Annotated in this window: 28 protein-coding genes; 14 read left to right on the top strand and 14 right to left on the bottom strand. The window is 70.5% G+C overall.

Annotated elements, in window-relative coordinates; all coding sequences use genetic code 11:
- Positions 1 to 233 precede the first annotated feature (233 nt).
- The gene (locus tag ACRWK7_RS13655; RefSeq protein WP_431856789.1) at positions 234 to 1454 is read left to right on the top strand and encodes a porin; all 1221 of its coding nucleotides are present in this window, start codon (positions 234 to 236) and stop codon (positions 1452 to 1454) included.
- A 295-nt stretch (positions 1455 to 1749) separates the two neighbouring features.
- Entirely contained in the window at positions 1750 to 2916 is a 1167-nt protein-coding gene (locus ACRWK7_RS13650; RefSeq protein ID WP_431856788.1) for a porin, read from the top strand.
- 63 nt (positions 2917 to 2979) lie between these two features.
- Here the strand turns inward: ACRWK7_RS13650 and ACRWK7_RS13645 are convergent, their stop codons facing one another.
- Complete coding sequence (locus ACRWK7_RS13645) at positions 2980 to 3537, bottom strand: hypothetical protein (protein WP_431856787.1); 558 nt, start codon at positions 3535 to 3537, stop codon at positions 2980 to 2982.
- 111 nt (positions 3538 to 3648) lie between these two features.
- Between ACRWK7_RS13645 and ACRWK7_RS13640 the strand changes: the two genes are divergently transcribed.
- The gene (locus ACRWK7_RS13640; RefSeq protein WP_431856786.1) at positions 3649 to 4344 is read left to right on the top strand and encodes a YggS family pyridoxal phosphate-dependent enzyme; all 696 of its coding nucleotides are present in this window, start codon (positions 3649 to 3651) and stop codon (positions 4342 to 4344) included.
- Here ACRWK7_RS13640 and ACRWK7_RS13635 read toward each other — a convergent pair.
- The 3 genes from ACRWK7_RS13635 to ribA all read right to left on the bottom strand — a co-directional run bounded on the left by ACRWK7_RS13635 (position 4334) and on the right by ribA (position 7066).
- A complete protein-coding gene (locus tag ACRWK7_RS13635) occupies positions 4334 to 4840 on the bottom strand; it encodes a L,D-transpeptidase family protein (protein ID WP_431856785.1) in 507 nt (168 codons plus the stop codon). The genes ACRWK7_RS13640 and ACRWK7_RS13635 overlap by 11 nt on opposite strands.
- Before the next feature lie 16 nt (positions 4841 to 4856).
- Complete coding sequence (locus ACRWK7_RS13630; protein ID WP_431856784.1) at positions 4857 to 5729, bottom strand: hypothetical protein; 873 nt, start codon at positions 5727 to 5729, stop codon at positions 4857 to 4859.
- Positions 5730 to 5890: 161 nt separating this feature from the next.
- Positions 5891 to 7066, bottom strand: coding sequence for a GTP cyclohydrolase II (gene ribA, locus ACRWK7_RS13625; RefSeq protein WP_431856783.1), 1176 nt, complete (start codon positions 7064 to 7066; stop codon positions 5891 to 5893).
- A 231-nt stretch (positions 7067 to 7297) separates the two neighbouring features.
- Between ribA and ACRWK7_RS13620 the strand changes: the two genes are divergently transcribed.
- Complete coding sequence (locus ACRWK7_RS13620; protein ID WP_431856782.1) at positions 7298 to 7987, top strand: response regulator transcription factor; 690 nt, start codon at positions 7298 to 7300, stop codon at positions 7985 to 7987.
- Positions 7984 to 9906: a glycosyltransferase 61 family protein gene (locus ACRWK7_RS13615; protein WP_431856781.1), complete on the top strand. Its 1923-nt coding sequence runs from the start codon at positions 7984 to 7986 to the stop codon at positions 9904 to 9906. Before ACRWK7_RS13620 ends, ACRWK7_RS13615 begins: the two co-directional genes overlap by 4 nt.
- A 16-nt stretch (positions 9907 to 9922) precedes the next feature.
- Here the strand turns inward: ACRWK7_RS13615 and ACRWK7_RS13610 are convergent, their stop codons facing one another.
- On the bottom strand, positions 9923 to 10624 hold the full coding sequence (locus tag ACRWK7_RS13610; RefSeq protein WP_431856779.1) for a hypothetical protein: 702 nt from the start codon (positions 10622 to 10624) through the stop codon (positions 9923 to 9925).
- Positions 10625 to 10800: 176 nt separating this feature from the next.
- Here ACRWK7_RS13610 and ACRWK7_RS13605 point away from each other — a divergent pair, with 176 nt between their 5' ends.
- Together ACRWK7_RS13605 and ACRWK7_RS13600 are read left to right on the top strand one after the other, a co-directional pair.
- Entirely contained in the window at positions 10801 to 11661 is an 861-nt protein-coding gene (locus ACRWK7_RS13605) for an MBL fold metallo-hydrolase (RefSeq protein WP_431856778.1), read from the top strand.
- Positions 11662 to 11802: 141 nt separating this feature from the next.
- A complete protein-coding gene (locus ACRWK7_RS13600) occupies positions 11803 to 12615 on the top strand; it encodes a YcbK family protein (protein WP_431856777.1) in 813 nt (270 codons plus the stop codon).
- Between the two features lie 192 nt (positions 12616 to 12807).
- Here the strand turns inward: ACRWK7_RS13600 and ACRWK7_RS13595 are convergent, their stop codons facing one another.
- A complete protein-coding gene (locus ACRWK7_RS13595; protein WP_431856776.1) occupies positions 12808 to 13788 on the bottom strand; it encodes a GGDEF domain-containing protein in 981 nt (326 codons plus the stop codon).
- A gap of 132 nt (positions 13789 to 13920) precedes the next feature.
- Between ACRWK7_RS13595 and ACRWK7_RS13590 the strand changes: the two genes are divergently transcribed.
- Positions 13921 to 14637 carry a GNAT family N-acetyltransferase gene (locus tag ACRWK7_RS13590; protein WP_431856775.1) on the top strand — a complete coding sequence of 239 codons (717 nt, stop codon included), beginning with the start codon at positions 13921 to 13923 and terminating at the stop codon, positions 14635 to 14637.
- 70 nt (positions 14638 to 14707) lie between these two features.
- Here the strand turns inward: ACRWK7_RS13590 and xth are convergent, their stop codons facing one another.
- Together xth and ACRWK7_RS13580 are read right to left on the bottom strand one after the other, a co-directional pair.
- A complete protein-coding gene (gene xth, locus ACRWK7_RS13585; RefSeq protein WP_431856774.1) occupies positions 14708 to 15502 on the bottom strand; it encodes an exodeoxyribonuclease III in 795 nt (264 codons plus the stop codon).
- 7 nt (positions 15503 to 15509) lie between these two features.
- Complete coding sequence (locus ACRWK7_RS13580; RefSeq protein WP_431856773.1) at positions 15510 to 16193, bottom strand: fumarylacetoacetate hydrolase family protein; 684 nt, start codon at positions 16191 to 16193, stop codon at positions 15510 to 15512.
- A 372-nt stretch (positions 16194 to 16565) separates the two neighbouring features.
- Here ACRWK7_RS13580 and ACRWK7_RS13575 point away from each other — a divergent pair, with 372 nt between their 5' ends.
- Positions 16566 to 17060 (top strand): MarR family winged helix-turn-helix transcriptional regulator, encoded by a 495-nt coding sequence (locus ACRWK7_RS13575; protein ID WP_431856772.1) that lies wholly within the window; start codon positions 16566 to 16568, stop codon positions 17058 to 17060.
- Positions 17061 to 17064: 4 nt separating this feature from the next.
- Here the strand turns inward: ACRWK7_RS13575 and ACRWK7_RS13570 are convergent, their stop codons facing one another.
- Entirely contained in the window at positions 17065 to 17811 is a 747-nt protein-coding gene (locus tag ACRWK7_RS13570) for a gamma-glutamyl-gamma-aminobutyrate hydrolase family protein (RefSeq protein ID WP_431856771.1), read from the bottom strand.
- Entirely contained in the window at positions 17808 to 18449 is a 642-nt protein-coding gene (locus ACRWK7_RS13565) for a LolA family protein (RefSeq protein WP_431856770.1), read from the bottom strand. The genes ACRWK7_RS13570 and ACRWK7_RS13565 overlap by 4 nt, the downstream gene beginning before the upstream one ends.
- Before the next feature lie 199 nt (positions 18450 to 18648).
- Here ACRWK7_RS13565 and ACRWK7_RS13560 point away from each other — a divergent pair, with 199 nt between their 5' ends.
- Positions 18649 to 19041: a bacteriohemerythrin gene (locus ACRWK7_RS13560; protein WP_431856769.1), complete on the top strand. Its 393-nt coding sequence runs from the start codon at positions 18649 to 18651 to the stop codon at positions 19039 to 19041.
- A 12-nt stretch (positions 19042 to 19053) separates the two neighbouring features.
- Here ACRWK7_RS13560 and ACRWK7_RS13555 read toward each other — a convergent pair whose 3' ends face one another.
- From ACRWK7_RS13555 to glnK, 3 genes are all read right to left on the bottom strand, one after another.
- A complete protein-coding gene (locus tag ACRWK7_RS13555; protein ID WP_431856768.1) occupies positions 19054 to 21552 on the bottom strand; it encodes a DNA translocase FtsK in 2499 nt (832 codons plus the stop codon).
- A 7-nt stretch (positions 21553 to 21559) separates the two neighbouring features.
- Complete coding sequence (locus ACRWK7_RS13550; protein WP_431856767.1) at positions 21560 to 22774, bottom strand: aminotransferase class I/II-fold pyridoxal phosphate-dependent enzyme; 1215 nt, start codon at positions 22772 to 22774, stop codon at positions 21560 to 21562.
- A gap of 255 nt (positions 22775 to 23029) precedes the next feature.
- Positions 23030 to 23368 carry a P-II family nitrogen regulator gene (glnK, locus tag ACRWK7_RS13545; protein WP_109119730.1) on the bottom strand — a complete coding sequence of 113 codons (339 nt, stop codon included), beginning with the start codon at positions 23366 to 23368 and terminating at the stop codon, positions 23030 to 23032.
- A gap of 299 nt (positions 23369 to 23667) precedes the next feature.
- Here glnK and ACRWK7_RS13540 point away from each other — a divergent pair, with 299 nt between their 5' ends.
- The 4 genes from ACRWK7_RS13540 to ACRWK7_RS13525 all read left to right on the top strand — a co-directional run bounded on the left by ACRWK7_RS13540 (position 23668) and on the right by ACRWK7_RS13525 (position 25819).
- Positions 23668 to 24918 carry a UbiH/UbiF/VisC/COQ6 family ubiquinone biosynthesis hydroxylase gene (locus tag ACRWK7_RS13540; protein ID WP_431856766.1) on the top strand — a complete coding sequence of 417 codons (1251 nt, stop codon included), beginning with the start codon at positions 23668 to 23670 and terminating at the stop codon, positions 24916 to 24918.
- 187 nt (positions 24919 to 25105) lie between these two features.
- Positions 25106 to 25315, top strand: coding sequence for a cold-shock protein (locus tag ACRWK7_RS13535; protein WP_109119732.1), 210 nt, complete (start codon positions 25106 to 25108; stop codon positions 25313 to 25315).
- Positions 25316 to 25399: 84 nt separating this feature from the next.
- Positions 25400 to 25579, top strand: coding sequence for a hypothetical protein (locus ACRWK7_RS13530; RefSeq protein WP_431856765.1), 180 nt, complete (start codon positions 25400 to 25402; stop codon positions 25577 to 25579).
- 15 nt (positions 25580 to 25594) lie between these two features.
- Positions 25595 to 25819: a hypothetical protein gene (locus ACRWK7_RS13525; protein ID WP_431856764.1), complete on the top strand. Its 225-nt coding sequence runs from the start codon at positions 25595 to 25597 to the stop codon at positions 25817 to 25819.
- A 44-nt stretch (positions 25820 to 25863) separates the two neighbouring features.
- Here ACRWK7_RS13525 and thpR read toward each other — a convergent pair whose 3' ends face one another.
- Positions 25864 to 26400: an RNA 2',3'-cyclic phosphodiesterase gene (thpR, locus tag ACRWK7_RS13520; RefSeq protein ID WP_431856763.1), complete on the bottom strand. Its 537-nt coding sequence runs from the start codon at positions 26398 to 26400 to the stop codon at positions 25864 to 25866.
- Positions 26401 to 26417: the final 17 nt, after the last annotated feature.

Genomic DNA, 26417 nt, shown 5'->3' with positions numbered 1-26417 from the left:
GTCCGCTGGCGCAACAGGCGTTACACAAGGCGTAGGGCGCCGGGGCCATCCTACGCCTTTATAAAAGCGAAAATCGCCGCAGTGCACTGTGTGGTGTGAACGCCACACTGTCCCATCAATGCAGCAAAGAAGGCACGTTTCGGCTTGCTGCCGCCGCCCGGTGTGCGTACCACAGTCTCAGCAGGGATGAAGAACCCGGCTGAACAATTTGCTGCCAGGATGGAGGCAACACTATGAATCGGTATCTGCTGGCGGGCTGCGCCGCCGTTGCTCTGGCGATGGGAAGCGGCGCTGCCAATGCCCAGGCCAAGTTCGAGGTGAAGGTTGGCGGCGACGCCTTCTTCGAGTGGGGCTGGGTCGACCAGGACCTGGACTCCGGTCTCCGTTCGACCGAGGCGCGCAATCGCTTCCGCTTCAACCTGATCCCGTCGGCCAAGGCTGACAACGGCCTCGAGTACGGTGCGCGCATCCGCGTCCGCGCCGACCAGACGGCCACCGGCAATGCCGGCCGCAACACCGGCTACGACAAGGCCTACATCTTCGCCCAGGGCGGCTTCGGTCAGGTCCGTCTCGGCCTCGACGCCACCACGAACGACGACACCATTGTGTCGCGCCCGATCGACTACCTGCCGTTCGGCCTGTTCGACCAGGCGCTCGGCTTCATGGGCGGCGGTCAGACCGGTGGCATCACCGGCCCGTTCGTCGGCGCCAACATCACTGGTGGTCAGCTCGGCTCGATCTACGGTCAGAGCATGGCTTGGCCGACCTTCGGCGACGCCTCGACCCGCGTGAAGTACTTCTCGCCGCGTCTGGCCGGCTTCCAGCTGGGTGCCAGCTACACGCCGCGTAACGACGACAGCGGCAACTCGATCAACCGCAGCAAGTTCACCACGGCCGCCACGGCTGCCTCGGCGGTGAACCCGTCCTTCCAGGACCTGTGGGAAGCCAACGTCAACTACGACAACACCTTCGGCGCTGTTAAGCTGAAGGCCCAGGCCTCCTACTACGGCGGCTCGGCTTCGGACGTCGCCGGTGCGTCGTTCAAGAACCTGAACGCCTGGCAGGCCGGTGCGCAGGTCGGCTTCGCCGGCTTCACCGTCGGCGGCAGCGTCACCGACTTCGGCAAGGCCGGTCTGAACAAGTCGTCGGCTGCGGCCTTCCGCTTCCAGGACAAGGCCACCGTCTACCAGCTGGGCGCCCAGTACACCGCGGGCCCGATCGTGGTCGGCGGCGGCTGGATGCGCGGTCAGGACTCGGGCAGCACGGCCATCGCTGGCAAGCGCAAGCTCGACGTCTACGAGATCGGCGCTGCCTACACCGTGGCCCCGGGCTTCGGCGTCGGCATCCGCTACGACTACTTCAAGGCGGACAGCGATATCCCGAACACCGCTCTGGGCGGCAGCTCGGACGACAAGGGCTCGATCGTCATCCTGCACTCCACCCTGGCTTTCTAATCCAAAGTCAGAGTGCGGAAACGAGGGCGGCAGCTTCGGCTGCCGCCCTTTTTTCATGCCTCAAGCTTGGGCACAATGCCCGTTATCGCGGCAGGGAAAGTGCTGTTTTTGCAGCAAATCAAATTTTCTTAGTAAAATCAGACACTTATATGTGTGTCTGTGATGCAACGCTGTTTCATGTGCGCACCGTGAGCGTGTCATTGCCCCTTGCACGCTTCCCTTGCACAGGATTAACTCCTTTCAGCAACGACATCGCTCGGCCGCAACAGGCCATCCGTTGAAGGATTGATCCATCATGAAGCGTTCTCTCGCCCTCGCCTGTGCCGCCGTCGCGCTGGCCGCCGGGACCGGCAGCGCCGCCGCGCAGACCAAGTTCGACCTCACCATCGGTGGCGACGCCTACTTCCAGGGCGGCTTCGTCGATCAGAAGGGCGACGCGGGCCTGCGGTCGTTCGAAGCGCGCAACCGCTTCCGCTTCACCCTGACCCCGTCGGCGAAGGCCGACAACGGCCTCGAGTACGGTGCGCGCCTGCGCGTCCGCTCGGATACGTCGGCGACCAGCAACGGCGCCCGCAACCTGGGCAATGACCGCGCCTACATCTTCGCCAAGGGCTTCTTCGGCACGGTGCAGGCCGGCACGATCAACGGCCTGTCGGACGAGTACGGCTTCATCGGTCCGAACATCGAGGGCATCGCCGGCGGCGCCGACAACGGCACGCTGGACTTCCTGTCGGGTTCGGCCATCTACGACGTGGGCGTCGCCGGCCGCGCCACCAATTTCCGCAACCTGCACAGCGGCGACATCGCGACCCGCGTCGTCTACCTGACGCCGCAGTTCGCCGGCTTCCAGGGTGGCGTCGCCTACGCGCCGCGCAACGACAACAACAACAACTCGATCAGCCGCAGCAAGTACGTGTCGGCCGGCACGTACCAGAGCAGCTTCCACGACGTGGTCGAGCTGGGCGGCATCTACAGCCGCGAGATCGGCCCGGTGGCCCTCGAGGCCTCGGCCTTCTACGAGTTCGGCGACGCCGCCAAGTCCTCGGCCGCCGGCCCTAACTACAAGGACCTGTCGTCCTGGAACGTCGCCGCCAACGTCGGCTTCGCCGGCTTCAAGGTCGGCGCCATGTACCGCAACGCCGGCAAGAGCGGCTACCAGTCGGGCGTGACCACCAGCGGTGCGGACAACCAGGAGACCTGGATCGTCGGTGCCAACTACACGCTGGGCCCGGTCATCCTGGCCGTCAACTACCAGAGCTACAAGGACGCCGGCGCCGTCGTGTCGGACCGCCTGAACTCCAAGCTGGACCTGTATCAGGCCGGCGTGACCTACACCGTGGCCCCGGGCCTGACGGCCGGTCTGGAGTACAGCTACTTCAAGGCCAAGGACAACGACCTGGTTGCCCCGGACCGCAACGACAAGGGCAGCATCGTCATGCTGGACACCCGCCTCGCGTTCTGATCGCGGCGCGGATCCACTCGACGGACGGCGGCGGGGCGACCCGCCGCCGTTTCCGTTTCCGGCCTACTTCTTGGCCGGCGGGGTCTTGCCGCCCGGAGCGGCGCCCGCCCCCGCCCCCGCCCCCGCGTCGCAGAGCAGCAGCAGCGTCGCGTCGCCGGTCGGCGACCACACCATGATCAGCTTCTTGGCCTTGCTCTCGGCGGTGAAGACCACCGTCTCCGGGTCCGGGATGGCGCGGACCTTGCGCTCGACCAGCTTGTAGCCGGCCTGCACGAACGCCTGCATGGTCGAGTCGAAGACCTTGCTGGCGTGCTGCTGCCGCTCGGCGAGGTCGGACTCGTTGAATTCCCAGCCGAAGCTCTCGATGGCGCCGCAGCTCTGCGACAGGTCGTTGGCCACCCGCTTCATGGCGTCGGCGTAGGTGCCGTCGTCGTCCAGCAGCTGGGCCGGCTCGCCGAAGAAGACCTTCGCCGTGGGCGAGCCCTTGGCGATGCGGACCTGGTGCTTGCCGGCGGGCGCCGCCTGGGTCTGCGTCTGGGGTTGCGGCTGGGCCTGCTGCTGGGCGTGTGCGTGCGGCGCGGCGGCCAGCGCCAGCGGCGCGGCCACGAGTGCGGTGTACATCCAACCACGCATCCGGTGACTCCTCGGAGGCTTGCGTTTCGTCGAGCGGTCCGTTACCACGCCGCGCCCGCCGGTGTATACCTCGCGCGGACCATCCGGGAGCCTTCACCCATGACCGACTCCGTTGCATCCCGCCTGAACGAGGTGCGCCGCACCATCGCCGAGTCCTGCGCCGACGCCGGCCGCGACTCGGGAACCGTCACCCTGGTCGCCGTCTCGAAGACGCACGGCGCCGAGGCGGTGGCCGAGGCCCTGGCCGCCGGCCAGCGCGTGTTCGGCGAAAACCGCGTGCAGGAGGCCAGGGCCAAGTTCCCGGACCTCAAGGCGGCGCACCCGGACCTCGAGCTGCACCTGATCGGCCCGCTGCAGACCAACAAGGTCAAGGACGCGGTGGCGCTGTTCGACGTCATCGAGACGGTGGACCGCCCGAAGCTGGCCGAGGCGCTGGCCGCCGAGATGGCGAAGACCGGCCGCCGGCCGCGCTGCCTGATCGAGGTGAACACCGGCGAGGAGCCGCAGAAGGCCGGCATCCTGCCCGCCGACGTCGACGCCTTCGTCGCCGAATGCCGCGACGTGCACAAGCTGCCGGTGACAGGGCTGATGTGCATCCCGCCGGTGGACGAGGAGCCGGCCATGCACTTCGCCCTGCTGGCCGAGATGGCGCGGCGCAACGGCTTGGCCGAGGTCAGCATGGGGATGAGCGGCGACTACCCCTCCGCCATCCGCTTCGGCGCCACGCATGTGCGCGTCGGCACGGCGATCTTCGGCGCCCGTCCTAGTTTTACTGGGCCGAGCTTCACGGAGTAGGCTCTACCACCCGCAGCACGGTGCCCGGCCCGCAGTCCTCCAGCAGGCGCAGCAGGTCGGGTAGCGGCAGCGCGACGCAGCCGGCGGTCGGCTCCCAGTCCGGGCGGGCGACGTGCAGGAACACCGCGCTGCCCAGCCCCGGCACGACGGGATCGTCGTTGTGGCCCAGCACGACGATGACGTCGTAGACGCCGTCCTCGCGCCACAGCGCCTCGTGGCTGGCCGGGTAGGGCGTCGTGACCGGGCGGTTGTAGGCGGGGTCGGCAGGCTCGTCGCACCAGCCGTCGTCCGGCGCGATGGGCGCCGCGGGCAGCGCGGTGCGCGGCCGTTCCAGCCGGTCGGCACGCCACAGCACGCGGCGCAGCGGCCAGACGCCGACGGGGGTGCCGCCGTCGCCTTCGCGCTTGTCGGCCCTGACGCCGCCGCGGCCCAGCGCGCAGCGAAAACCGCCGCCCGGCCACATCAGGCGGCCATCGGCGGTGACCGTGATCTCCATGCAGGCTCCGTCAGCGTCAGCCGGCCGTGCGGATGCTCGGCGGGGTGGGGTTCAGCGCCTTCTTGGCGGCCTCGTACTTCGCCAGGTTACGCATCATCACGTCGGAAATCATCTCCGGCGGCACCGCGACCGGCTGCTGGGGCTGCTGCTGGGCCGGCGCGGCGGCGTTGGCGTTGGCGGCGCTGGCGGTGGTGATGGTGCCGGGGTTGAGCACGGGCGGCGTGGACGCCTGCAGCCGGCTCTTCTGCGCGATCGCCGCGGCGTTCTTGCTCTGCAGCGAGGTGGCCAGCATGGTGTCGCGCACCGGCATCTTGCTCGGCTTGTGGTCGCCGATCGGCGAGGCGGCCTTGTCGGCCGGCTTCATGGCGACGGTCTGGGGGGCCGGCTGGGCGGCGGCCTGCGCGGCGGCGGCCTGGACCGCGGGCGCGGCGACCGGCGCGGCGCCGGTCGTGGGAGCGGCGGGGGCGGCCTGCGGCGCCGGGGCCTGGGCCGCGGCGGCGGACGCCTCGGCGACCTCGACGGCCGGCTCGCCGGTGCCGACGCCGAGGCCGGCCAGCATGGTGTCCTCGAGGCTGCGGCCGTTGGCCTGGGCGAAGATGGCGTTGGCGATCGCCGCGACGCCGCCGATCGGCCCGCCGAAGGCGATGCCGCCGATCACCTGCGACGCCGGCTTGATGGTGTCGCCGGTGACCGCTCGGTAGATGGTGCCGACCACCGGGATGTGCTGCAGCGGGTTGATCATGTCGAGGAAGTCGCCGAACGACATGTCCGCCGTCTCGTTGTACGGATCGTCGGTCCGGCTGCGGACGATGCTGCTGACCGAAGCGTCGATGGGAGCGCTGGCCGAACGCGGGGCGGCGCTGTCGAGCGGCACGGCGGCGATGGACATGGTCGGCACTCCCGGCGGATTGGGTCACTCGGGGTATTGCAACCGCCGTGCCAGCAGATTCCGGCAAAAAAGGCGCCAATGCCCGCTTTTGGTCACGGAGTCCCGGCAACTCCTGCCGGGTGGGGGGTGATTCCTGCCCGGACAGTCCGTCCCGGCAACGCTCAGAACATATGTCCGCTGCGCTCGGCCTTGGTGCGCAGGTAGGCTTCGTTGTGGCGGTTCGAGGGGAAGACGTGCGGCACGCGCTCGACCACCTCGATGCCCCAGCGGGCGAGCTGGCGCATCTTGTCGGGGTTGTTGGTCATCAGCCGCACCGACCGGAAGCCCAGCTGGCGCAGCATCTCGGCGGCCGGCAGGTAGACGCGCTCGTCGGATTCGAAGCCGAGGATCTCGTTGGCGTCGACGGTGTCGAAGCCGCGGTCCTGGATGCGGTAGGCGCGCAGCTTGTTGACCAGCCCGATGCCGCGCCCCTCCTGTGCCAGGTAGAGCAGCACGCCGCTGCCGCGCCGGGCGATCTCGGCGATGGCGCCGCGCAGCTGGTCGCCGCAGTCGCAGCGCAAGCTACCCAGCAGGTCGCCGGTGAAGCATTCGGAATGCAGGCGGGCCAGCACCGGCTGCTCGGGGTCCGGATCGCCGATGATGATGGCGAGGTACTCCGGTCCGCCGTCGGCCGGACGGAAGGCGACGACGCGGGTGTTCTCGGCGCCGCCGACCAGCGGCACCTGCGCGTCGGCCACCTGGCGCAGCGTGCGCACCACGTGCGTGCGGTAGTCGGCGACATCGGCCGCGCGCACCCACAGCAGGTCGTTGCGCTTGGCCCAGGCTTCCAGGCCGCCCCTTCTCATAAGATCGGGCGTGGAGCGCACCGGCGCCACCACGGCGGAGGGGATCAGGCGGGCCAGCTTGGCCAGGTCGACCGCGGCGGCCTCGCGCGAGCCGGGCTCGGCCGGGGTGGCGCTCAGCCCGGCGGGCAGCGGGCCGTCCGGGCGCTGCTCGGCGTCGGCGAGCGCCACCGCGTCCCCGGCGGTCAGGCCGCCGGCGACGGCGAGCGTCACGGCGCCGCCCTCGCCCGCCTGGAAGCCCTCGGGCATCACGCCCAGCACCAGCGCGCGGCGCCGGGTGACGGCGAGCACCGGCTCGCCCCCCGACAGGCGCTTCAGCCGTGCCAGCGCGTCGGCGCCGACCGTCTCCACCGCCAGCGCCAGGGCGACGCGGCCGTCGGCGCAGGCGACCGCCACCGCTTCGCCGCGGCGGAGCGCGGCGAGCGCACGGTCGACGGCGCGCATGGCGGCCTCGTCGAAGGGCTGGGTCGGTTCGGGGCTGAGGTCAGCGTACATCGTCAGAAACCGGATCCTGGTACCGGGCCGGAACCCTAGCGGCCCGGGCGGAGAAAAGCAAAACCGTCCGCACGATCTGGGCGGCCGGGCCCCGCTTTCCAAGGGCCCCGACCGTCCCACGTCGGCGCGGGCAAGGCAAGCGCAGTCCCCGCGCCAGTCCGTTGCGCGGCGTGCAACGGTGCCGGGAGCGTGCTAAGGTCCGTGCCGGGAACGGAACGAAGACCTGGGTGCATGACTTCGGCCAAACGCATTCTCCTGGTCGACGACGACGAGGCGCTGCGCCAGTCGCTCGCCGAACAGCTCCAGCTGCACGAGGAGTTCGAGACGGCGGAGGCCGCCGACGGCGCCGCCGGGCTGGCCCTGGCGCGCGAGGGCGGGTTCGCCGCGGTGCTGCTCGACGTCGGGCTGCCCGACATGGACGGGCGCGACCTGTGCCGGCTGATGCGGCGCGAAGGCGTGCGCTGCCCGATCATCATGCTGACCGGGGCCAGCACCGACGCCGACACCATCCTCGGCCTCGATTCCGGCGCCAACGACTACATCGTCAAGCCGTTCCGCCTGGGCGTGCTGCTGGCCCGCCTGCGCGCGCAGCTGCGCCAGTTCGAGCAGAGCGAGGACGCCACCTTCACCATCGGGCCCTACCTGTTCCGCCCGGCCGCCAAGCTGCTGCTGCTGGAGGAGAAGAACCGCAAGATCCGCCTGACCGAGAAGGAGACGGCGATCCTCAAGTACCTGTACCGCGCCGGCGACGCGGTGGTCGGTCGGGACACGCTGCTGGGCGAGGTGTGGGGCTACAACGCCGGGGTGACGACGCACACGCTGGAGACGCACGTCTACCGCCTGCGCCAGAAGATCGAGCGCGACCCCTCCAACGCGGAAATCCTGGTGACCGAGCCGGGCGGCTACCGGCTCGTGCCGTGACGCCGGACGACCCCGCCGCACGTTCCCTGATGATGGCGCAGGCGCTGCGCGAGGCCGGCTGGGCCGCCAAGGCGGAGGACGCCTGCCGCGCCGTGCTGCGCGACCACCCCCGCCACCCGGAGGCGCTGCACCAGCTCGCTCTGCTGCACGAGGCGCGCGGCGCCCGGGCCGAGGCGGTGGCGCTGCTGCGCCTGGCCATCGACGCCGACCCGGAGGCCGCGCGCGCGCACCTTGCGTTGGCACGACTGCTGGCGCTTGCCCAGGACATGGGGGGAGCGGTCTTGTCCCTGCGTCGCGCCCTGGCGCTCGCCCCCGGAGACACCGACGCGCTCGTGCGATTCGGCAGCCTGTGCGAGTGGGAGACGAGGACCGCCGACGCGGCGGCACTGTACGGGCGGGCGCATCTCCTGGCGCCGGGCGATCCGGTGGTGCTGCGCCACCTCGCCGGCCTGCACCGGGCTAAGGGCGATCCGCGCAGCGCCGAGGCGTGTCTGCGCGCCGCGCTGGACGCCGACCCGGACGACGCCGAGACGCTTGCGGCGCTGGGCGAGGTTTTGCGTGCGCAGGACCGTGTCGCCGAGGCGGCCGACGCCTTTGCAGCCGCGGTCGCCTTGCGGGACGACTTGCTCGACGCGCATCTGGGGCTGGGCATGGCCCGGCACGCGTTGGGACGGCCGGACGAGGCGGTGGCGGGGCTGTGCGCCGCCACCGCCGGGCTGTCCGGCAACGCCACCGCGCTGCTGCGCATCGCCGGGCTTCTGTTCGACCAGGGGCATGAGGAGCGGGCGGCGGCGATCTACCGCGACTTCGCCGACCTCGTGGACAACCGCGGCCGCTACCCCGGCCAAGCGCCGAGGGGCGTACGTCTGCGTCCGGCCGCGCAGGTCTGCGGCGAACGCGGCTGGCCCTATCACGTCGTCGCGCCGCCCGCGTCGCTGCGGGTGGCGGGCGGCGACGGGACCCGCTTCGGCTACGATCTGCCCGAGGTGTTCCTGGCCTTCGCCGAGGACCCGGTGGTGGTCCCGCACCTGTACGCCCCGCTCGTCGGCGACGCGCTGCTGGTCGATGGCTTCAACACCAACTCGCGTGTCAGCCTGACGATGTTGCCGCATCTGGTGCGGCACAGCCCGGACGACCGTATGCTGATTGACCTGACGGAGCCGTCCGTCACCGTCGAAGAGGAGGCGGTGCTGCTCGGCGGCGGGCCGAACTGGTCGCACGGAGTGCTCGACTGGGCGTCGAAGCTGGCGGTGCTGGAGCGTTTTCCGGCGCTCTCCAAGCTGCCGGTGCTGGTCGATGCGCGGATCCCGCGATCGATCCTCGACCTCATGGAACTGCTGGGGCTGGAGCGGGGGCGGATGGTGCCGGTGCCGGGCGATGCGGTGCTGAAGGCGAAGCGGCTGTGGCTGCCGTCGCTGACGCATCCTTACCAGCACATGGCGTCGATGCACGTGGACTTCCTGCGCCGCCGGCTGGCCGGAGCGATGGCCGAGGGGCTGGCGGCGCCGCGGCGGCGAATCTTCCTGTCGCGCCGGCAGGCCGGCTACCGTCTGTTGCTGAATGAGGCCGAGGTGCTGGTCGCGTTGGCGCCGCTCGGCGTCGAACCGGTGGTGCCGGATGGGCTGAGCATGGCCGAGCAGATCACGCTGTTCGCCTCGGCCGAACTGATCGTCGGGCCGATCGGCGGCGGTTCGGCCGCCGTGGCCTTCGCGTCACCCGGGGCGGCGTACGTCGAGCTGGCGCACGCCCGCATCGCGCTGGCGCAGTACAATCTGCTGACCGGCCTGCTCGGCCAGCGCTACCGCCGGGTCGTCGGCGACACGGCGGGCAACCGCACCACAAACGTCTTCGACCACGACTTCACGGTACCGCCGGACGCGGTCGTGGCGGCGGCGCGGGCGCTGCTGGACGGGGTATGAGGCGCGGGCGCGGGGGTTACTTCAGGAACCGTCCGGCGATGGTGACCCCGGCGGCGTAGCCGGCCCAGCGGCGGCGGGGCAGGTCGAGCGGCCCGACGCGCGCACCCTGCGGGCGCCACAGGCCGCGGCCGCGCGGCTGCACCGGGATCAGACGCACCTTGCGGCCGACGATGGCCAGACGGCGGCGCCAGTGCGCCACCACCTGCGCCGAGGCGCCGACGCGCCGCGCGATCTCCTGGTCGGACAGCATGGCGCTGCCGGGATCCTGCAGGTGGTCGAGGATGGCGCGCCGCTTGTCGGCCGAGGTGTGGCGGACGTGCCGGCGCTCCAGCGCCTTGCCGAGGTCCCACAGCTTCTCCGCCGTCTCGCGGGCCAGCGAGCGCCAGCGGTCGACCTCCTCCTTCTGCTTGTCCAGCTCGCCCGTCGCCTTGTCGAGCGCGCGCTTCAGCGACGCCACCTCGCGCTCCAGGTCGCCGACCTGACGGCGCAGGCCGAACACCAGCTCGTCGGGCGGCGGGGCCTTGGCGGGCGGCGGCGGGGGCTCTTCGGGCGGGGCGCTGGGGGCGGCCGGGCGCGGCCGGGCGCCGTCGGCGAGGTCGCGGAAGTTCATCCCGGCGCGCGACAGCATGATGCGCGCGGCGCGCAACGCGGACAGAGCCTCGCCCTGGTGCTCCGACTCGGCCATGGCGAGGACTTTGGCGAGCTTGTCAGGGTCCATCCGTGACGATCCCGGCGCCGTCCTACGGGCGGCAAAGAAGAGGTGCGCGGGGAACCTACCACATCTTATGGGTTTGGACACCCAAGATATAGGGGCTCTCCGGCTGCGCCGGTCCCCGTCCGGACGGATAGTTTTCACTCGACTTGGGTATCGGGTCCGGGCAACCATGCGACACGATGATGCCCGCCTCGTCCACCGATCCGTCGCGATCCTTGCGTGCGCGCTTCTGGGGCGTGCGCGGCAGCATCGCCTCCCCCGGCCCCGACACCGTGCGCACCGGCGGCAACACCGCCTGCCTGGAGGTGCGCTGCGGCGACGCCCTGCTGGTGTTCGACGCCGGCACCGGATTGCGCGGGCTGGGCGAGGCGCTGCGCGCCGGGGGGCCGGCCGGCCTCGACCTGTTCCTGACGCACAGCCACCTCGACCACATCTGCGGCCTGCCGTTCTTCGCGCCGATCTTCGATCCGGCCAGCCGGGTGCGCGTGTGGTCCGGCCACCTGCCGCCGGGGCAGAGCATGCGCGAGGTGGTGTGCTCGATGATGAGGCCGCCGCTCTACCCGATCCCCATCGAGACGTTCCGCGCCGACCTCAGCTTCCGCGAGTTCGACCGTGGCGCGGTGATCGACCCGGCGCCCGGCATCCGCGTGCGCACGGCCGAGCTGAACCACCCCAACGGCGCCGTCGGCTACCGCGTCGAGTACGCCGGGCGCAGCCTGTGCTTCGTCACCGACACCGAGCATACGCCGGGCACGCCCGACCCCGCGGTGCTGGACCTGGTGCGCGGCGCCGACGTGATGATCTACGACAGCACCTACACCGACGCCGAGTTCCCGCGCCACGTCGGCTGGGGCCACTCGACCTGGGAGGAGTGCCTGCGCATCGCGGACGCCGCCGGTGTGGAGCGGGCGGTGATCTTCCACCACGACCCGGCGCGCACCGACGATGCGCTCGACGCCATCGAGGCGGAAGCGGCGCGTCGCCGTCCCGGCACGCTGGTGGCCCGCGAAGGGCTGGAGCTGGTGCTGGACGCCCGATAAGGCGAGTCGGCACAGCGGACTGACGCAGAAATCCCACAGGACGGGTGTATTTCGCGTACCGTGCTAAGTCCGTCCTGTAAGCGATTGTGACATTTATGGTATGAAGGCCGGTCGCAACCTCGAGGGGAACCGGAGGTCGCCGTGCCGTCTTTCCTGCGTATCGCTGCGCTGCTGGCGTTGGCCGGCGCCCTGCTGACGGGCTGCGCGAGTTCCGGGCCGATGGGCGAGGGGGGCCGCTCCATCGTGCTGATGCACCCGGCGAGCGGCGAGTCCGTCTCCACCACCTACTGGCGCGCGCCCGGCGGCTACGACCTGCAGGCGATGGCCGATCTGTCCAGCCTGTTCCGCGACCGCCGCACCGGGCTGACGGCGCCGGTCGACCCGTCGCTGATCGACACGCTGGCCGAGCTGCGCCAGCGCGTCGGCCTGCCGGAGAGCGCGCCGATCCACCTCACCTCCGGCTACCGCTCGGCGGCGACCAACGCGTCGCTGGCCCGGAGCAACCCCAACGTCGCCGAGAACAGCTACCACATCCGCGGCCAGGCGGCGGACATCCGCATCCCCGGCGTGGCGCCGGAGCGCGTCGCCGCGGCGGCGGCGGAGATGCGGCGCGGCGGCCACGCGCTGTACCCGCACACCGGCCACGTGCATATCGACACCGGCCCGTACCGCACCTGGACGCCGAAGACGCCCGACAACCGCCAGGACGGCATCCTGGAGGCCAGGGCGACGCCGCGGCCGAAGCCCGGCCCGGCGCCGGTGGAGGTGGTGGAGGCCGCCAAGCCGCCGCCGAAACCCGCCGAGATCCGCGTCCCCGACGGCCCGGTGCTGGCGGCGGCCAAGCCGTCGGGCGGCGTCAGCGAGGCCGACGCGCAGAGGCTGCGGTACATGCTCGTCAACCTCGCGGCGCAGGACGCCGAGGCGAAGACCCGGCGGACAACGGCGGTGCGGTGAGCGCGGCCTGTCCGCACGACATCCCCGCACACTTCCTTGACCGTCATCCCCGCGAAGGCGGGGATCCATAACTCCCGAAGCAAGTGCCTGTGGAACGTATGGATCCCCCGCCTTCGCGGGGATGACGATATGAGGGGGTGAGCGATTGCCCGATGAGTGGCTGTCCTCGCACGGCGGCCTATCCGGCAGCGTCTACACGAAGGCGACGTCGGCCGCCCCGACCACGCGGTCGCGGCCCTGGTCCTTGGCGCGGTACAGCGCCTCGTCGGCGCAGGACAGCATGGCGTCGAGGTCGCGCCCGTCGCCCTGGCAGGACGCCCAACCGATGCTGACGGTGAAGCGCACCGTGTCGGTCCCGGCCGGCACCGTCAGGGCGCGCACGCGGGTGCGGATCCGCTCGGCGACGCGGCGGGCGCCCTTGCCGTCGGTCTCCGGCAGCAGAATGGCGAACTCCTCGCCGCCCATGCGGCCGAGCACGTCGTTGGTGCGCAGCGTGGTGCGGCAGGCAGCGGTGAAGGCCTTCAGCGCCTCGTCGCCCACCGCGTGGCCGTGCGCGTCGTTGATCCGCTTGAAGTGGTCGATGTCGAGCGCCAGCAGGCTGAACGGGCGGGCGTAGCGGCGGCTGCGCTCCACCTCCGCCTCGGCGAGGTCGATGAAGTGGCGGCGGTTCCAGGCGCCGGTCAGCGAGTCGGTGTTCGACAGCACGCGCAGCATCGCTTCCGTCTGCTTCAGCGCGGTGACGTCGTTGATCAGCACGTAGAGCACCGGCAGCCCGTCCCAGGGCAGCGGCGACATGCTGACCTGCACGCTGGTCTGCCGGGCGTCGGCGCCGATCAGCACGCAGTCCTGCGTGCGCACCAGCGCGCCGTCGTGTAGGCAGCCGGCGAACAGGGCGCGCTGGGCCGGCAGGTCGGGGTCGGCGACGAAGTCGAGGAAATGGCGGCCGACCAGCGCCTCACGGCTCAGCCCGAGGGCCCGCGACGCCTCGACGTTGGCGTAGACGATGCCCTGCTCCTGGTGGATCAGCAGCCCGGCCGGCAACAGGTCCAGCAGGTCGCCCAGCTTCGACCGGGTGACCGAGAGTTCCCGGCTGGTGAGGACCGCGTCGGCACCATCGTCCGGATCGAAGAGGTCGAAGGCGGCCGGCGGGTCCGGCGCGAGCGGCGGGTGCATGGAAAGGGTGGAGCGAAGCAATCGTTGATTATAAAACGAAGTGTATAGCTCGCTGAGGAGTTTCGCAACGCGTCCCCCGGTCGCGGGGCATGCGCTACCATGGGCGGCACGCCCCATCAGGATCGGACCAGCATGACCACGCAGAACAACGGATTTGGCCAGCCCATCGGCTTCCCCGTCCCCGGCTGGACACCCCGGCCCCGGCCGCCGCGCACCGCCATGGAGGGCCGCTACTGCCGCGTCGAGCCGCTCGACCCCGCCCGCCACGCCGACGACCTGTTCGCCGCCAACGCCGAGGACGTGGGCGGGCGCAACTGGACCTACCTGTCGGTCGAGCCGCCGGCGACGCGCGAGGCCTACCGCGCCTGGGCCGAGACCATGGCGGCCGGCGAGGATCCGATGATGCACGCCATCGTCGCCGCGGACACCGGCCGCGCCGTGGGGGTGGCCGCCTTCATGCGCATCGACCCGGCGAACGGGGTGGTCGAGGTGGGGCACATCAACTACAGCCCGCGCCTGCAGCGCACCCGTGCCGCCACCGAGGCCATGGCGCTGATGATGCGCCGCGCCTTCGACGAGTTGGGCTACCGCCGCTACGAGTGGAAGTGCGATTCGCTGAACGAGCCGTCGCGCGCCGCGGCGGAGCGGCTGGGCTTCCGCTACGAGGGGCTGTTCCGCCAGGCCCTGGTTTACAAGGGGCGCAACCGCGACACGGCGTGGTTCTCGATCCTGGACCGGGAGTGGCCGGCGCTGCGCGCCGCGTTCGACCGCTGGCTCGACCCGGCGAACTTCGACGAGGCCGGTCGGCAGAAGGAGCGACTGGCGGAGCTAATTCGTTCCGGAGTGTGAATGATCCCTCCCCTGCCTCAGGCGGGGGAGGGACTCTCACCGCATAATATTTCGTTTCCGAAACGTCTTCTCAGACCGCCAGCTCGACCAGCACCGGCACGTGGTCGGACGGCTTCGGCTCCCAGCCGCGCGCGTCCTTCAGCACGCGGTGGCTTTTCAGATGGGATTCCAACGGCTTGGTCACCCAGATATGGTCCAGGCGACGACCGCGGTTCGACGCCGCCCAGTCCCGCGCGCGGTAGCTCCACCACGTGTAGAGCTTTTCCGTTTCGGGAACGAAATGACGCACGGCATCCACCCAGCCGATGGAGTTCCGCATGGCCGTCAGCTTCTCCACCTCGACCGGCGTGTGCGAGACGACGTCCAGCAACTCCTTGTGACTCCACACATCGTGCTCCAGGGGCGCGATGTTGAAGTCGCCGACCACCACCATCGGCGTGCCGGCGCTGCGCTTCGCCGCCCACCACTCTGTCATTTCGTCAACGAAACGAAGTTTGTGGGCAAACTTGTCATTTTGTTCCGGATCCGGAATGTCTCCGCCGGAGGGGATGTAGACGCTGTGGATCTCGATGCCGTTCGGCAGAGTCGCCAGCACGTGCCGGCAATCCTCCTTCTTGCACCAGTGCTGGATGTCGCGCGTCTCCAGCGGCAGCTTCGAGAGGATGGCGACGCCGTTGTAGCTCTTCATCCCGTGCACGTGGTTGTGCACGAAGCCGCGCTCCTCCAGGGGCTTGTGCGGGAACTCCTGGTCCACGCACTTGGTCTCCTGCAGGCAGATGACGTCGGGGTTGGCCTCGTCGATCAGGCGCAGCAGCAGCTCCATCCGCAGCCGGACGGAGTTGATGTTCCAGGTCGCGATGCGCATGGCTGGCTCAGCCGATGGTGATGGTGAGGGTGCCGACGCCCTCGACGGCGCCTTCCAGCCGGTCGCCCGACACCACCGGGCCGACGCCCTCGGGCGTGCCGGTGTAGATCAGGTCGCCGGGCTTCAGCTCGACGAGGCCGGAGAGGTACGAGATCGTCTCGGCGACCGACCAGATCAGGTCGTTGAGGTCGCCCTTCTGGCGCAGCTCGCCGTTGACGCTCAGCGTCACCGCGCCCTTGTCGGGGTGCCCGATGTCGGCGGCGCGGCGCATGGTGCCGCACGGCGCCGAGGCGTCGAAGCCCTTGCCCATGTCCCAGGGCTTGCCTTCCTTCTTGGCGGCGTTCTGCAGGTCGCGGCGCGTCAGGTCGAGGCCGACGGCGTAGCCGTAGACGTGCTCCAGCGCGCTCTCCACCGGGATGTTCGAGCCTTCCTTGCCGATGGCGACGACCAGCTCGATCTCGTGGTGCAGGTTCTTCGTCTGCGGCGGGTAGGGCACGGTGGCGCCGTCGGCGACCACGGCGTCGGCCGGCTTGGCGAAGAAGAACGGCGGTTCACGGTCGGGGTCGGCGCCCATCTCGCGGGCGTGGGCGGCGTAGTTGCGGCCGACGCAGTAGACGCGGCGCACCGGGAACGGGTCGCCGCCGGCGACGGCGACCGTCGGCTGGGGCCACAGGGGAACGGCGTAGGCCATGGCGGCTCTCCTCCTCGCAGGACTTCGGCCCCAAGAGGTACCGGGCCGGTCGCCGCTTGCCAAGACCGTAAAGACCCTAAAGCAAACCCCTGGAAACGAGGACGCCCGGCCTGGGGGAGACCGGGCGTCGGAAGCTCCGTGGGGGAGCCCTGGCGCGGCAGGGGAAACCGCGGGTCGGGCGACCGCTCCCGGGGGAGGAAACGGCCACTTCTTGAGCAATCAGGTTGGGTGAGCGGCGACCGCCGACCAATGCGCATCACGAATATGGGCTATGCAATGCAGGTGGTACGCACTGTTCTTGCTGACAAATGAAGCCGTTGCCTGCATTTTACCGGCTGACATGAGTCCTGTAGAAAATAAGTGGTCCTTCCCTTGAGTGATACCGAAGGCAACGCGCCCGCCGAGCGGCGCACCCGCGCCCGTCCGGGCCGCAACGGAAAGCTGGGCCTCGGCCCGCTGCCGGAGCTGGTCGGCTACAACCTGCGCAAGGCGCAGGTCGCCGTGTTCCAGAGCTTCCAGAACGCCGTCGCCCCGCACGACATCACGCCCGGCCAGTTCGGCGTGCTGATCATGATCCACGAGAACGAGGGCCTCAGCCAGTCGGATCTCGGCGCCGCGGTGGGCATCGACCGCTCCACCATGGTGGCGGTGATCGACCGGCTCGAGTCGCGCGGCCTCGTGGTCCGCGCGCCGTCGCCGAACGACCGCCGCTCCTACGCGCTGAAGCTGTCGGACGAGGGCGAGAAGCTGCTCGGCGATCTGGTGCCGCGCATCAAGGCGCACGACCAGGCGATGATGAAGGATCTCTCCCCGGCGGAGCAGACCCAGCTCATCGACCTGCTGCGCAAGGTCGCGCGCGCCGGTTAAGGATCTACCGCCGCCGGGTCCGCCCGGCGGCGGCTTCCCCGAAGGCCGCGAACAGCGCGGCCGAGAACGGGTCTTCCCAGAAGCGCCACTCCGGGTGCCACTGCACCGCGGCGGCGAAGGCCGGCGCGGATTCGACGCGCACCGCCTCGACCAGCCCGTCGGGCGCCGTCGCCTCCACCGCCAGACCGGGCGCCAAGCGGTCGATTCCCTGGCCGTGCACCGAATTCACCGTGATCTCCGCGCGGCCGGCGAGGCGCTCCAGCAGGCCGCCGGGCGTCAGCCGCACCGGATGGGCCGGGCCGTACTGCACCTCCACCGGGGCCGCGGTGTCCTCGCGGTGGTCGGACAGGCCGGGCACCTCGTGCACCCGCTGGTGCAGCGTGCCGCCCAACGCCACGTTCAGCTCCTGGCAGCCGCGGCAGATGCCGAGCAGCGGCACGCCCTTCTCCAGCGCCAGCCGGATCAGCGGCAGCGTGGTGGCGTCGCGCGCCGGATCGTGCAGCGTGCCATCGGCGCTGGGCGGGCCGCCGTAGAGGTGCGGCGCCACGTTCGACGCGCTGCCGGTGATCAGCAGCCCGTCCAGCCGGTCCAGCAGGTCGGCGAGGTCCAGCGAACCGCCGAGCGCCGGAATCAGCAGCGGCAGCGCGCCGGCGCCGTCGGACACCGCGCGGATGTACTTGTCGCCCGTCACGTGGAACGGGTGGTCGCCCATCATGCGGGCGCAGGCGGGGATGCCGACCAGCGGCCTCATTTGAAGATGTCGCGCCGGCGCGCCGGTTCCCGGAAGTAGAAGAAGTCCGAGGCGAACTGCACGCCGGCCTTGGGGTTGAGCAGCGCCACCTCGGTGGTCAGGCCCTGGGGGTCGACCACGCGCCACTTGCGCAGCTGGAACGGCCGGTCCTCGAACACCAGGGTCAGCGTGCCCTTGCCGGGGTCCTTGGTCTCCAGCAGCGTGATCTCCACCGCGCCCTGGCCGCGGAACACGTTGGTCACCGTGACGTCGCCGGACAGCCGGATGTCCGGACGCAGGATGAAGGCGGCCAGCGTGGAGCCGATGGGCGTGCTCGACTGCTGCTCCATCTCGCCGTCCCAGTAGGTAAGGATGGTGCCGTCGGCGACCACGAAATCCTTCACCGGCGGGTCGTACTCCAGCCGCATGCGCCCCGGCCGCGACAGCGAGAAGGTGCCGCCGAGCTGCCGGCCGTCCGGACCGACCTGGATGAACTTCGACTGCAGCGTCTTGATGCCGTTCAGGTACTGCTCGGCCTCGGAGACGACGGCGCGGTCCTCGGCCGTCAGCGGATGCCCCTTGGACGCGGCGGCGGCCGGCGCGGCCAGCGCGGCGAGGAGGAGCAGGGGGGCGAGGATTCGGCGAAGCACGATCGTCATGTCTCCATAGCTGCCCGACATTCGTGGCGGAAACGCGGCGAATCGGCAAGGGGGTCCGGGTTCCGGCCAAAGGGCCTATTCACCGGCACCACGGCTATGCCATTTGACAGGTGGGTCGTGATGGGCGACTATGCAAACAGTCTGCACGCGGAACATATCATCGTATTGCGCTGCAAGGTCAGCCGGAGTGGGCCAAGACATGAAGGACAGCAGCGCGCGCCTGCAATGGTGCGAGAGTTTCTGTACCGGAATTACCGCAGTGGACGAACAGCACCAGACGGTCCTTCTTCTCTACAACGACGTGCTGCGGGCGCTGGAGCGGCGGGCGTCGCCCTACATGGTGGCGGAAACCATTGATTCGCTGGTTTATTTCCTGCGCCGCCACTTCGCCTGGGAGGAGCGGCTGATGGCCGACTCCGGCTTCGAGCGGCTGGCCGAGCACGCCGCCGGCCACGCGCGCTTCGATACGGTGGCGCGGGCGTTCTACAGCTACCTCGGCCTCGGCGACGGCGGCGAGAGCTTCGCCCGTTTCGCGCGCACCTGGATCCTCGAGCACTTCACGGCGGACCGGGAGATCGCGGCGGCGGAGTAGGGGGCCCGTTCCCTACTCGTCGATGTTCCGCGCCAGCACCTCGCGCTTGCCGGCGTGGTTGGGCTTGGAGACGACGCCCTCCTGCTCCATGCGCTCGATCAGGCGGGCGGCCGAGTTGTAGCCGATGCGCAGCTGGCGCTGGATGAAGCTGGTGGAGGCCTTGCGCTCGCGGCAGACGATGGCGACCGCCTTGTCGTACATCTCGTCGCCGGTCGAGCTGGCGCCGCTGGAGCCGCCGTCCTCCTCGAAAACGCCGTCCTCGTCCTCCTCGGTGATGGCGTCCACGTAGTTGGGCTCGCCCTGCGCCTTGAGGAACTTGACGATCTGCTCGACCTCGTTGTCCGAGACGAAGGGGCCGTGCACGCGGGTGATGCGGCCGCCGCCGGCCATGTACAGCATGTCGCCCTGGCCCAGCAGCTGTTCCGCACCCTGCTCGCCCAGGATGGTGCGGCTGTCGATCTTCGAGGTGACGGCGAAGCTGATGCGGGTCGGGAAGTTGGCCTTGATGGTGCCGGTGATGACGTCCACCGACGGGCGCTGCGTCGCCATGATCAGGTGGATGCCGGCGGCGCGGGCCATCTGGGCGAGGCGCTGGATCGCCGCCTCGATGTCCTTGCCGGCCACCAGCATCAGGTCGGCCATCTCATCGACGATCACGACGATGTAGGGCAGCTCCTTGAGGTCGAGCGGCTGCTCCTCGAACAGCGGCTTGCCGGTGTCGGGGTCGAAGCCGGTCTGCACGCGCCGGGTCAGCGACTCGCCGTTGGTGCGGGCCTCGCGCAGGCGGGCGTTGTAGCCCTCGATGTTGCGCACGCCCAGCTTGGACATGTTGCGGTAGCGGTCCTCCATCTCCCGCACCGTCCACTTCAGCGCCACCACCGCCTTCTTCGGGTCGGTGACGACGGGGGTCAGCAGGTGCGGGATGCCCTCGTAGACCGACAGCTCCAGCATCTTCGGGTCGATCATGATGAAGCGGCAGCGGTCGGGGGGCAGGCGGTAGAGCAGCGACAGGATCATCGTGTTGATCGCCACCGACTTGCCGGAGCCGGTGGTGCCGGCCACCAGCAGGTGCGGGAAGCGGGCGAGGTCGGCGACCACCGGCTGGCCGCCGATGTCCTTGCCCAGCGCCAGCACCAGCTTGCCCTGGTTGCGGTCGAAGTGCTCGGCCGCCAGGATCTCGCGCAGCAGCACCGTCTCGCGCTTGGCGTTCGGCATCTCGATGCCGATGACGTTGCGGCCGGGCACCACCGCGACGCGCACCGACACCGCGCTCATCGAGCGGGCGATGTCGTCGGCCAGCCCGATGACGCGCGACGACTTGGTGCCGGGCGCCGGCTCCAGCTCGTACAGCGTGACCACCGGGCCGGGGTGGACCTTCTGCACCTCGCCGCGCACGCCGAAGTCGGACAGCACGCGCTCCAGCTCCTCGGCGTTGCGGCGCAGGCTGGTCTCGTCCAGCTGCTCGGCCCGCATGGCGGGGGTGGGCAGCTGCAGCAGGTCGAGCGGCGGCAGCTCGTAGCCGTCGCCCTCGCCGGCCTCCAGGTGCAGCGCCGGCTGGCGCGGGTCCGGCTTGCGGGCGGGCTCCGCCTTGGGCTTGGGCGGGGCGACCACCGGGACGGCGCGCGGCGGCGGCTCGGCGGGCCGCACATCCGCGAGGTCGCGGCGCGGGGCGCGGAGCGCGTTGGGATCCTCGGACGGTGCGTCGAAGGCCGGCGCGTCGAAGGTTGGGGCAGCGGGGGCGGCGCGCTCGCCGGGGCCCAGGGTGGGCTCGCGGCGCAGCATGTCGCCGGCGGCGGTGCGGGCGGCGCGGGCGGCCTCGGCGCCGCGCTTGCCCAGCTCGCCCGCGCCGGTGCGGGCCAGCGTGCCGGCCCTGCCGGCGAGGCCGCCCATGGTGCGGAAGCCGCCGAGCCACTCGCGCAGCGAGAAGCCGAAGGCGAAGAACAGCGTGACGCCGGCCGCCGCCGCCGCGGTGGTGCCGATCATCTCGCGAGCGCCGCCCAGGGCGCGCGCCGTGGCCTGCATCAGCATGGCGCCGGCGAGGCCGCCGGGCTGGCCGTGCACGCCGACCTGGATGTCGAAGTAGCCCTCGAACGCCACGGCGGCCAGCAGCACGCCCCACAGCGCCAGCATCAGGCGGAACAGCGGGTGGCGGATGCTCTTCTGGTTGCCCAGCCGCCAGCCCCAGGCCAGCGGCACGATGGCCAGCACCCACGCCGCCCAGCCCAGCGTCTGGCGCAGGATGTCGGCCACCCAGGCGCCGGGCACGCCCAGCAGGTTGTGCGCCTTGGCGACCGTGGCGGTGTTCCAGGACGGGTCGGCGGCGTTGTAGCTGCCCAGCACGACGAACAGCAGGAGGCCCAGGCAGCCCAGCGCGAAGCCGGCCAGCTCCTTGGCGCGGGCGGCGACGAAGGCGCGCGCCTTCGGCGACAGCAGCGGCGGCCGTTCCGACCGGCCGGCGGGCTTGGCGGTGCGGCTGCTGGGCATCGGCTTGGCCGCGGAGGACTTGGCCATGGGGTGCTTACCCGAGGATGCGGGGGAAGGCCGAACAGGCGCGGGCGATCGTCTCGGTGTCGTGCACCAGGGCCACGCGGATGTAGGGGGCGCCGGCGTTGGGCTCGCCGGGCAGCGACCGGGTCAGGTAGGCGCCGGGCAGCACGCGGATGCCGCCCTCGGCCCACAGCCTGCGCGTCGCCTCCTCGCCGTCGCCGACGTCGAGCCACAGGAAGAAGCCGCCGGCCGGCCGGTAATAGCCGTAGCGGCCCTGCAACGCCTCCTCCGCCGCGGCGAACTTGGCGCGGTAGGCGGCGCGGTTCTCCAGCACGTGCGCCTCGTCGCGCCACAGCGCCGCGGAGGCGGCGAGCAGCGGCAGCGGCGTGCCGGCGTTGGAATAGCTGCGCAGGCGGCTGAACCTGGCGATCAGCGTCGGGTCGCCGGCCACGAAGCCGGAGCGCAGCCCGGCGGCGTTGGAGCGCTTGGACAGGGAGTGGAAGACCAGCAGGTTGGCCCACGGCTGGCCGCCGTGGTCGAGGCCGGCCGCGACCTCCAGCACGCCGGTCGGCGGCGTGTCCAGGTAGATCTCGGCGTAGCACTCGTCCACCGCCAGGACGAAGTCGTACTGGCGGGCGAGGGCGATGGCGCGCGTCAGGTAGGCGGCGTCGGCGGCGGCGCCCTGCGGGTTGGCCGGCGTGCACAGGTAGAACAGCGCGGTGCGGGCCAGCAACTCGGGATCAAGCGCGTCGAGGTCGGGCAGGAAACCGGTCTCGCGCGTGGCGGGCAGGAACACCGGCTCGCCGCCGGCCAGCAGCCCGGCGCCCTCGTACACGGCGTAGAACGGATTGGGCATCAGCACGGCGGGAACCTGGCCGTTCTTGCGCTCCGGCACGGCGAGCAGCGCGGTCTGGAACAGCGCCTCGCGGGTGCCGGCGGCGGGCAGGACCGAGGTCTCCGGGTCGAACAGGCCGGCGGGCAGGGCGTAGCGGCGGTTCAGCCAGTCGGCGGCGGCGGCGCGCCAGTCGGGGGTACCGGCAACCGGCGGGTACTTGCCCCAGAGATGCGCGTTGGCGCGCAGCACCTCGTCGATCAGGGCGGGGGGCTGGTGCTGGGGTTCGCCGATGGACATGACCGTCGGCTCGACGTTGGCGCGCGGCGTGATGCCGGACAGCAGGGTCGCCAGCCGGGTGAACGGGTAGTCGGTCAGCCGGTCCAGACGGTCGTTGGCAGAGGCCGTGGTCATGGGAATCCGCGCGAAAGGGGGAATCGGGCGCGGAGTTTACCGGCGGCACAAAGGCGGTACAAGGGCGGCGGGGTGGACAACGGTGGGGCTTGATGAACCCTCTCCCGGGGCGGGAGAGGGGAAAGAACAAAAAGCCCCGCGAGCCCGGAGGGGGCCGCGGGTGCTCAGGCAGGGGTGCCGGGCCGAAGCGGGCCCCCGGAACCTCGTCAGCAACGACGGGACACGGGCCCGGGGCGCTTCGGGATCCACCAACCCTTACAGGGCCTCGGCGTTGGTCTCGCCGGTGCGGATGCGGACGGCCTGGGCGATCTCCAGCACGAAGATCTTGCCGTCGCCGATGCGGCCGGTGTTGGCCGCCTTCTGGATCGACTCGACGACCTGCTCGGCCTGGTCGTCGGAGACGGCCACCTCGATCTTCACCTTCGGCAGGAAGCTCACCGAATACTCGGCGCCGCGGTAGATCTCGGTCTGGCCCTTCTGCCGGCCGAAGCCCTTGACCTCGCTGACGGTGAGCCCCTGGATGCCGAGCGACGTCAGCGCCTCGCGCACTTCGTCGAGCTTGAACGGCTTGATGATGGCCATGACGAGTTTCATGTGGCTCCCCTTGAACAGAATGGTCCGGCCCGGTCCCGCCCGGCTGGATCCGGCCCGCGCCGAATTCAGCCCGAGCGTGTTCGCCCCGGCCGCAAAAAGCAACGTCTACAAGAATCGTGCCGGAGGTCATGCGCCGGGGAATCCACCTTCCGCACGCGTCAAGCCTGCCACATTCCAAGGCGTCTGCCCATATTCTGTGCAGCGGCGGCGCATCGTCGCTACCCCCTCTGGACAAGCCGGCGCCCAGCGCCGATTGTTGCGTCCGGACAGTCTCAAGCCAGGGAAGGACGGCACCGGTCATGACCGACTCGGCGCGCGGCACGGAAACGGAGATCAGCACGGAAGTCGTGGTGCTGGGCGGCGGGCTCGCCGGCCTGACCATGGCGGCGGCGCTCGCCACGGCGAAGGTGCCGGTGGTCTGCATCGACCAGGACAGCCCGGAGAACCACGGCCGCGCCGACTTCGACATCCGCACCACCGCCATCGCCTACGCCTCCATGAAGGTGCTGGAGGGGGCGGGCGTGTGGCGCCACATGGCCGAACAGGCCGGGCCGATCCTCGACATCCGCGTCGCCGACCAGTTCTCGCCGCTGTTCGTGCACTACGACCACCGGGAGCTGACGCTGGACGGCGAGAACCGGCCATTCGGCTGGATCCTCGACAACAAGGACATCCGCCGCGCCCTGTTCACCCGCGCGAAGGAACTGCCGGACCTCGTCCACCTCGCCCCGGCGCGGGCGGTGGCGGTGGAGCGGGACCGCGCCGGGGCGCGGGTCCGGCTGGCCGACGGGCGGGTGGTCAAGGCGCGCCTCGTGATCGGCGCCGACGGGCGCAAGTCGCTGGCACGCGAGAGCGCGGGGATCAAGGTGCGGCGCTGGGCCTACGACCAGAGCGCCATCATCTGCACCATCCGCCATTCCGAGCCGCACGGCGGCGTGGCGGTGGAGCATTTCCTGCCCAACGGCCCGTTCGCCGTGCTGCCGATGACCGACGACCGCTCTTCCATCGTGTGGAGCGAGAAGACCGAGCTGGTGCCGATGTACCTCGGCCTGTCGGACGCGGAGTTCGTCGAGGAGCTGCGCCGCCGCTCCGGCGATTATCTCGGCGAGATCGAGCTGCTGACCCGGCGCGAGGCGTGGCCGCTGTCGGTGCTGCTGGCCGAGGCGTTCGTGGCGCAGCGGCTGGCGCTGGTCGGCGAGTCGGCGCACGCCATCCACCCGATCGCCGGGCAGGGGCTGAACCTGGGGCTGCGCGACGTGGCGGCGCTGGCCGAGGTGATCGTCGACGCGCACCGGCTGGGGCTGGACGTCGGCGGCGAGAACGTGCTGGCGCGCTACCAGCGCTGGCGGCGCTTCGACACGGTGCTGCTGGCGGCGGTGTGCGACGGGCTGGTGCACCTGTTCTCCAACAACATCGGGCCGGTGAAACTGGCGCGCGACGTCGGCATGGCGGTGGTCAACCGGCTGCCGCCGGTGAAGCGTTTTTTGATGCGGCACGCCATGGGAATTGTGGGCGACCTGCCTAGGATGATTCGGGGGGTGCCGCTCTAACGGAAGTTCAGGGTCGCGGGATTCGCCTTGTTTTCGCCATCGGTGAGGCCCACGTTGGTCGGGTCATTCTGCTTCGGACGTTCGGCCTGTTACGCCCATTGGGCACTGCGACCGCTGCGATTCCTGGAATACAGATGATGCGCCCCGCCGGTGGTGGGGTGCTACCCCGCATCATTGGAGGACAGCGATGCCCACTGGCACCGTGAAGTGGTTCAACGGCACGAAGGGCTATGGTTTCATCCAGCCCGACAACGGCGGCCCGGACGTTTTCGTCCACATCTCCGCCGTCGAGCGCGCCGGCATGCGCGGCCTCAACGAGGGTCAGAAGGTCTCCTACGAGGAACAGCGCGATCCGAAGCGCGGCAAGACCTCGGCCGAGAACCTCAAGGCCGTCTGACCGGCCTGAGCGTTCCCATGGTAAAGGGGGGCACCGGGCGTCCGGTGCCCCTTTTTCGTTTGCCTGCGTACTGGAGAAGGTCCCATGGCGTTCAAGCCCAACTACAACCAGCAGCGCGCCGAGCGCAACCGCGCCAAAGAGGCGAAGAAGCAGGAAAAGCTCCAGCGCCGCGAGGAAGAGGCCGCCAAGCGCAAGGCCGAACAGGACGGCACCGAACAGGACGGCACCGCGCCTGTTGCCGATGCCGAGTCCGAAAACACCTGAGTTCCCGAGGTTCCCATGGCCAAGAAGAAACCCCAGAAGCCGGACACCGGCTTCGTGCTGTTCGACATCCTCTACGAGGACGGCGCGCGCACCTCCAACCGCAAGGTTCCGGCCGAGCTGGCGAACGGCTACGAAGGCGAAGGCCCGATCCGCGGCTTCATCGAGGAGCAGGACCGCAAGATCGCCGAGATGTCCGGCAACCCGCGCGGGCCGATCAAGTCGATCTCGCGGTCGGCGTGAGTGCCGTTAAAGCCCTCCCCCGCCTCCGGCGGGGGAGGGCTTGATTAGCTAAGCCCATACTCCCGCAACGCCTCGTACACCGCGCCACCTTTGCCCAGGTGGCTGCGGTACAGCGTGAAATGGTCGATGCGCATCGGCCCGGCGCGGAACAGGCCGCGGTCCTCCAGGAAGCGGCCGAGCCGGTCCTTTGGCGCGTCCTTCAGCCGCGCCAGCGTCACGTGCGGGGAGAACTTGCGCTCCTCCGGCGGCAACCCGCAGCGCACCAGCGCGGACTCCACCTTGCTCTGCAGGTGGGACAGCGCCTCGCTGCGCTCCACCCCGGCCCACAGGACGCGGGCGTTGCGGGCGGAGCCGTACATCCCCACCCCGTCGAGCACCAGGTCGAAGCCCGGCGCCGCGATCTCCGACAGGGCGGCGTCGATGTCGTGCGCCGTGTCGTCCGGCACCTCGCCGATGAAGCGCAGGGTGAGGTGGAGGTTCCCGGCCTCGGTCCAGCGCGCGCCGGGAACGCCGCCGGCGAGGCCGGCCAGGCGTTCGCGGACGTCGGCGGGAAAGTCCAGGGCTACGAAGAGTCGGATCATTCAGGCCACGGGATGAA

This window comes from Azospirillum sp., assembly GCF_050789165.1.
Note: the sequence above shows the minus strand (reverse complement) of the source record. Positions and strands in the feature narration are given on the sequence as shown.

What these genes read in the sequence shown, in the direction of transcription:
- ACRWK7_RS13530 (WP_431856765.1), top strand. Translation starts at nt 25,400, where the DNA reads ATGGCGTTCAAGCCCAACTACAACCAGCAGCGCGCCGAGCGCAACCGC.
- xth (WP_431856774.1), bottom strand. Translation starts at nt 15,502, where the DNA reads ATGCGCATCGCGACCTGGAACATCAACTCCGTCCGGCTGCGGATGGAG.
- ACRWK7_RS13555 (WP_431856768.1), bottom strand. Translation starts at nt 21,552, where the DNA reads ATGGCCAAGTCCTCCGCGGCCAAGCCGATGCCCAGCAGCCGCACCGCC.
- ACRWK7_RS13645 (WP_431856787.1), bottom strand. Translation starts at nt 3,537, where the DNA reads ATGTACACCGCACTCGTGGCCGCGCCGCTGGCGCTGGCCGCCGCGCCG.
- ACRWK7_RS13580 (WP_431856773.1), bottom strand. Translation starts at nt 16,193, where the DNA reads ATGGCCTACGCCGTTCCCCTGTGGCCCCAGCCGACGGTCGCCGTCGCC.
- ACRWK7_RS13630 (WP_431856784.1), bottom strand. Translation starts at nt 5,729, where the DNA reads ATGTCCATCGCCGCCGTGCCGCTCGACAGCGCCGCCCCGCGTTCGGCC.
- ACRWK7_RS13635 (WP_431856785.1), bottom strand. Translation starts at nt 4,840, where the DNA reads ATGGAGATCACGGTCACCGCCGATGGCCGCCTGATGTGGCCGGGCGGC.
- ACRWK7_RS13650 (WP_431856788.1), top strand. Translation starts at nt 1,750, where the DNA reads ATGAAGCGTTCTCTCGCCCTCGCCTGTGCCGCCGTCGCGCTGGCCGCC.
- ACRWK7_RS13550 (WP_431856767.1), bottom strand. Translation starts at nt 22,774, where the DNA reads ATGACCACGGCCTCTGCCAACGACCGTCTGGACCGGCTGACCGACTAC.
- ribA (WP_431856783.1), bottom strand. Translation starts at nt 7,066, where the DNA reads ATGTACGCTGACCTCAGCCCCGAACCGACCCAGCCCTTCGACGAGGCC.
- ACRWK7_RS13640 (WP_431856786.1), top strand. Translation starts at nt 3,649, where the DNA reads ATGACCGACTCCGTTGCATCCCGCCTGAACGAGGTGCGCCGCACCATC.
- ACRWK7_RS13610 (WP_431856779.1), bottom strand. Translation starts at nt 10,624, where the DNA reads ATGGACCCTGACAAGCTCGCCAAAGTCCTCGCCATGGCCGAGTCGGAG.
- ACRWK7_RS13590 (WP_431856775.1), top strand. Translation starts at nt 13,921, where the DNA reads ATGACCACGCAGAACAACGGATTTGGCCAGCCCATCGGCTTCCCCGTC.
- ACRWK7_RS13535 (WP_109119732.1), top strand. Translation starts at nt 25,106, where the DNA reads ATGCCCACTGGCACCGTGAAGTGGTTCAACGGCACGAAGGGCTATGGT.
- thpR (WP_431856763.1), bottom strand. Translation starts at nt 26,400, where the DNA reads ATGATCCGACTCTTCGTAGCCCTGGACTTTCCCGCCGACGTCCGCGAA.
- ACRWK7_RS13605 (WP_431856778.1), top strand. Translation starts at nt 10,801, where the DNA reads ATGATGCCCGCCTCGTCCACCGATCCGTCGCGATCCTTGCGTGCGCGC.
- glnK (WP_109119730.1), bottom strand. Translation starts at nt 23,368, where the DNA reads ATGAAACTCGTCATGGCCATCATCAAGCCGTTCAAGCTCGACGAAGTG.
- ACRWK7_RS13540 (WP_431856766.1), top strand. Translation starts at nt 23,668, where the DNA reads ATGACCGACTCGGCGCGCGGCACGGAAACGGAGATCAGCACGGAAGTC.
- ACRWK7_RS13620 (WP_431856782.1), top strand. Translation starts at nt 7,298, where the DNA reads ATGACTTCGGCCAAACGCATTCTCCTGGTCGACGACGACGAGGCGCTG.
- ACRWK7_RS13595 (WP_431856776.1), bottom strand. Translation starts at nt 13,788, where the DNA reads ATGCACCCGCCGCTCGCGCCGGACCCGCCGGCCGCCTTCGACCTCTTC.
- ACRWK7_RS13565 (WP_431856770.1), bottom strand. Translation starts at nt 18,449, where the DNA reads ATGACGATCGTGCTTCGCCGAATCCTCGCCCCCCTGCTCCTCCTCGCC.
- ACRWK7_RS13655 (WP_431856789.1), top strand. Translation starts at nt 234, where the DNA reads ATGAATCGGTATCTGCTGGCGGGCTGCGCCGCCGTTGCTCTGGCGATG.
- ACRWK7_RS13570 (WP_431856771.1), bottom strand. Translation starts at nt 17,811, where the DNA reads ATGAGGCCGCTGGTCGGCATCCCCGCCTGCGCCCGCATGATGGGCGAC.
- ACRWK7_RS13560 (WP_431856769.1), top strand. Translation starts at nt 18,649, where the DNA reads ATGAAGGACAGCAGCGCGCGCCTGCAATGGTGCGAGAGTTTCTGTACC.
- ACRWK7_RS13525 (WP_431856764.1), top strand. Translation starts at nt 25,595, where the DNA reads ATGGCCAAGAAGAAACCCCAGAAGCCGGACACCGGCTTCGTGCTGTTC.